We start from the raw sequence: 4581 nt of genomic DNA on the forward strand, positions 1-4581 counted from the left end.
CGGCGGCTGCGGCGGGTTTTCAGCCGGAGCAAAGCGGTTCCGCAGCGCATGACGCAGCCTTCCGCCTGGCTGCGAAAACAAAAGCCGCCCGCGAAGGCGGCTGGCTGCAATTCCTGCAAGAGTTCAAAACAGCACGCATTTGAGACGAAACCAACCATATGCTGACTTCTTCCTCTCCCTTCACCTGCGGCATCCTCACCCTGAGCGACAAAGGCTCGCGCGGCGAGCGGCAGGACACGTCCGGCCCTTTGCTGCGCGAGCTGCTGACCGCGCAGGGCTTTGTTGTGACCGCGTATGAAATTCTGCCGGATCAGGAAGAGCTGATTGCGGCGAAACTGGCTGCTTGGGCTGATGAGCTGCGGCTGGATTTGATTGCGACAACCGGAGGCACAGGGGTTTCTCCCAGCGACAGAACGCCGGAAGCCACGCGCCGGGTGATTGAACGGGAAGTGCCTGGTCTTGGCGAGGCGATGCGGGCCGCCAGCCTGAGAAAAACGCCGCAGGCGGTGTGGTCGCGTGGAACAGCCGGGCTGCGCGGGCAGACGCTGATCATCAATCTGCCCGGCAGCGCAAAAGCGGCGAAAGAGAATCTGGAAGCCGTGCTGCCCGCGCTGGCGCATGGAATCGAAAAGATTCAAGGCGGAACAGCGGACTGCGGCGGCTGATTTCAGGCCAGCCCGTTGATCAGCACCTGCGCTTCACTAGGTTTGGCGGCGGCGATCTCGCCGATCAGATAAGGCTGCTCGCCCATGGCCCGGAACTGATCCATCACCGCTTCCGCATCGCTGTCTTTCACCGCCGCCATCATGCCGATACCCATGTTGAAGGTGCGGTACATCTCCGCCTCTGTGACCCGGCCTTTCTCCTGCAAAAAGGAGAAGACCGGCGGCACCGGCCAGCTGCCTTTCTCAATCACCGCCTTGCAGTTTTCCGGCAGCACGCGGGGGATGTTGTCAAAGAAGCCGCCGCCGGTGATGTGCACCAAGGCGTTGATGTTGTATGTGCGCAAGACGCGCAGAACGCTGGCCACATAAATCCGCGTCGGCGCAAGCAGCACCTCGCCCAGCGTGCCGCCCAGCTCCGGCACCTGATCGTTCACCTTCAGCCCCAATTCCTCGAAAACAATCTTCCGCACCAAGGAATAGCCGTTGGAATGCAGGCCGGACGAGGCCAGGCCGATGATCTTGTTGCCTGTTCTGACGCTGCTTTTGTCGATGATCGCGGCGCGGTCGCAGATGCCGACCGTGAAGCCTGCCAGATCGTAGTCGCCCGGCTGGTACATGCCCGGCATCTCCGCTGTCTCGCCGCCGATCAGCGAGCAGCCCGCCTGCTTGCAGCCGTCGGCGATGCCTTTGATCACGTCTGTGGCCACGTCCAGATCAAGCGCGGAGGAGGCGAAGTAATCCAAGAAGAAAAGCGGCTTGGCCCCGCAGACTATCACATCGTTGACGCACATCGCCACCAGATCGATGCCGATGGTGTCGTGCTTGCCGCAGAGCTGGGCGATTTTCAGCTTCGTGCCCACGCCGTCGGTGGAAGCCACCAGCACCGGGTCTTTCAAACCGGCGTTGCCGATGCTGAACAGGCCGGAAAAGCCGCCGATGTCGTCAATCACCGCTTTGCCGTGGGTTGCGCGGACAAGCTGCCTGATGCGGGAGACAAAGGCGTTGCCCTTGTCTATGTCAACCCCGGCCTCGCTGTAGCGCGGAGCTGCGGGAGCGTCTGTCTGTGTCATGTTTTCTGCCGATGCCTGAATGAAGTCCATGAAAAAAGCCGAACTGCGCGGCTGACTGCTGGCGAGATTACTTTTTTCCGCCGCTGCTTGTCAATATTTTTGCATGAGGATTGCAAGCCGCCTTGTCTTTTGGTAGGCTTGCCGCATGAAAACTCTGCTCACCCTGATCAGTCTCGTGCTGATCCTTGAAGGCATCCCTTACATGGTCTTTCCCGAATTCATGCGGGACTGGCTGCGGCAGCTCTCAGAATCCGAGCCTGACAAACTGCGTTCGATGGGCTTGACTGCGCTGGCCGCCGGATTGATGCTTTGCTGGTTCGCCCAGCGCAGCGGGCTGTTTGAATAGCCAGCGTCCTGTGCGGCATCGTTGCCGCTCCAGCTCAAAGAAGATTCGCAGCCCCTTGCCGCAGCTGTTCAGATGCGCCGAACAATAAGGTGAGGATATAATTATTTCTCTGTGGCCAACTGCCTGTTCCATATCTGCTATCATGCGCTTTTTACGCGGCATCAGTCCCGTCGGCCTGCTGCTGGCCTTGGCTGTGTTGTATCTGGTTTGGCACACTCTGCACCCCGCTGATTTTGGGCGGCTTGACCGTCACGCCGCATCCCGCCCAGTCACGCCGAGGAGCGATCTCGGCGCGGACGAGCAGAACACCATCGAGGTCTTCAAAACCGCCTCGCCTTCGGTGGTCTTCATCACCTCCATCGAGGTGCGGCGCGGTCTTTTCAGCCTCAACATCTACGAAATCCCGCAGGGCACCGGGTCCGGCTTCATTTGGGATAAGCAAGGCCGGATCGTCACCAACTTCCACGTGATTTCCGATGCCAGCCGGATAGAGGTCACCTTGGCCGACCATTCCACATGGAAGGCCGCCTTGATCGGTGCTGCTCCTGACCGCGATCTGGCCGTGCTGCAAATCGCCGCGCCTGCGGAGAAGCTGCGTCCGATCATGGTCGGCGAATCTGAGAACTTGCAGGTCGGCCAGAAGGTCTTCGCCATCGGCAATCCTTTTGGTCTTGACCAGACCTTGACCACCGGCGTGGTCAGTGCCTTGGGCCGGGAGATCAAGTCCGTGACCAACCGCACCATTCACAACGTCATTCAGACCGACGCGGCCATCAATCCCGGCAACTCCGGCGGCCCGCTCTTGGACAGCGCGGCCCGGCTGATCGGCGTGAACACCGCCATTTACAGTCCTTCCGGCGGCAGCGCGGGCGTGGGCTTTGCCGTGCCTGTCCATGAGATCAACCAAGCAGTGCCGCAGATCATCCGCCATGGCCGGTTGATAAGGCCCGGCATCGGCATCAGCGCCGTCAGTCAGCAGGTCGTGGCCGAGCTGGGCTTGGAAGGCGTGCTGGTGCTGCGGGCCGAACCTGGTTCGGCGGCGGAGAAAGCCGGGCTGCGCGGCACCAGCCAAGTGCGCGGCGGCCTGATCCTCGGCGATTTGATTGTGGCAATCAACGGCGCGCCGGTGGCGGATTGGAACCAGCTCCGCGATGAGCTGGAGAAACATCAGGCCGGAGAGACCGTCACGCTGACCCTGCTCCGCGATGAACGGCAGGTGGAAGTCCAAGTCACGCTGGAGGCGTTCTGACATTGTGAACAAACTGATCATCAAGCAAGGCCGCGAGCGTTCTTTGCTGCACGGGCATCCGTGGCTGTTTTCCGGGGCAGTGCAGCGTGTGGAGGGCAATCCGCAGCCCGGCACAACTGTGGATGTGATTTCCGCCGAAGGCCAATGCTTAGGGCGCGGAGCCTATTCGCCCTCTTCGCAAATCCGGCTGCGCGTCTGGACCTTTGATCCGCAGGAAGCAGTGGACGAAGCCTTTTTCGCCCGCCGCATTCAGGCCGCTGTCCGGCTGCGCAAGGACTTGGGCGTTCCGACGCAAACCAATGCCTGCCGCCTGATTGCCGCTGAAGCCGACGGTTTGCCCGGTTTCATTGCCGACCGCTACGCTGATTTCCTTGTTTGCCAGTTTCTCAGCACGGGCGCAGAACGCTGGAAGAAGGTGCTGATTGAGCAGATCAAGCAAGCGACCGGCAGAAACAATATCTACGAACGCTCTGATGCGGATGTCCGCACAAAGGAAGGGCTTCAGCCGCAGAAAGGCGTGCTTTGCGGCGATGAGCCGCCTGACTTGCTGGAAATTGAAGAGCACGGGCTGAAATTCCTTGTGGACATCAAAGCAGGCCACAAGACTGGCTTTTATCTTGATCAGCGCGACAACCGCCATCTTGTCCGCGACCACAGCGCAGGTGCGGAAGTGCTGAACTGCTTCGCCTACACCGGTGGCTTCGGCATTGCCGCTTTGCATGGCGGAGCAAAGCATGTCACTAACGCGGAAGACCGGGCGGATTTCATCGGCCTGATTGAGCAAAACGTTGCGCTGAACGGTTTTGCCGCTGACCGCTGCGCCAATCTGAAAGCCGATGTCTTCCAGCTCCTGCGGCAATACCTAAAAGAAGGCCGCTCGTTCGATCTGATCATTCTTGATCCGCCGAAATTCGCTGAGTCTCAGAGCAATCTGGAGCGGGCAAGCCGGGGCTACAAAGACATCAACCTGCTCGCCTTCAAGCTGCTGCGGCCCGGCGGCACGCTCTTCACCTTTTCCTGCTCCGGGCTGATGAAGATGGAGCTGTTTCAGAAGATTGCCGCTGACGCAGCGGCGGATGCTAAGCGGGATGCGCAGATTCTGCGCTGGCTGGGCCAAAGCGCGGATCATCCGGTCAAATTAGCCATCCCGGAAACGCAGTATCTGAAAGGTCTGTGTGTGCGGGCGGCGTGATGCTTTGAGAACAACAAATGGAAAAGTCAATCCATCTTTCGACTGAAGGAGTAAATATG

5 protein-coding genes are annotated in these 4581 nt (G+C 60.0%); 4 read left to right on the top strand and 1 reads right to left on the bottom strand.

What is annotated here, in order from left to right; genetic code table 11:
- The first annotated feature begins 158 nt into the window (after window positions 1-158).
- Window positions 159-665 (top strand): MogA/MoaB family molybdenum cofactor biosynthesis protein, encoded by a 507-nt coding sequence (locus ACNKID_RS10465; RefSeq protein ID WP_417913378.1) that lies wholly within the window; start codon window positions 159-161, stop codon window positions 663-665.
- Between the two features lie 2 nt (window positions 666-667).
- Here ACNKID_RS10465 and purM read toward each other — a convergent pair whose 3' ends face one another.
- Window positions 668-1735, bottom strand: coding sequence for a phosphoribosylformylglycinamidine cyclo-ligase (purM, locus tag ACNKID_RS10470; RefSeq protein WP_417913379.1), 1068 nt, complete (start codon window positions 1733-1735; stop codon window positions 668-670).
- A gap of 145 nt (window positions 1736-1880) precedes the next feature.
- Here purM and ACNKID_RS10475 point away from each other — a divergent pair, with 145 nt between their 5' ends.
- The 3 genes from ACNKID_RS10475 (at window position 1881) to ACNKID_RS10485 (ending at window position 4522) form a co-directional block, all read left to right on the top strand.
- Window positions 1881-2081 (top strand): DUF2065 domain-containing protein, encoded by a 201-nt coding sequence (locus tag ACNKID_RS10475; RefSeq protein WP_417913380.1) that lies wholly within the window; start codon window positions 1881-1883, stop codon window positions 2079-2081.
- 142 nt (window positions 2082-2223) lie between these two features.
- On the top strand, window positions 2224-3330 hold the full coding sequence (locus ACNKID_RS10480) for a S1C family serine protease (protein WP_417913381.1): 1107 nt from the start codon (window positions 2224-2226) through the stop codon (window positions 3328-3330).
- A 4-nt stretch (window positions 3331-3334) separates the two neighbouring features.
- Window positions 3335-4522 carry a class I SAM-dependent rRNA methyltransferase gene (locus ACNKID_RS10485; RefSeq protein WP_417913382.1) on the top strand — a complete coding sequence of 396 codons (1188 nt, stop codon included), beginning with the start codon at window positions 3335-3337 and terminating at the stop codon, window positions 4520-4522.
- The last annotated feature ends 59 nt before the right edge of the window (window positions 4523-4581 follow it).

This window comes from Candidatus Electronema sp. TJ, from assembly GCF_048287355.1.
In the GTDB taxonomy this organism is placed as follows: domain Bacteria; phylum Desulfobacterota; class Desulfobulbia; order Desulfobulbales; family Desulfobulbaceae; genus Electronema.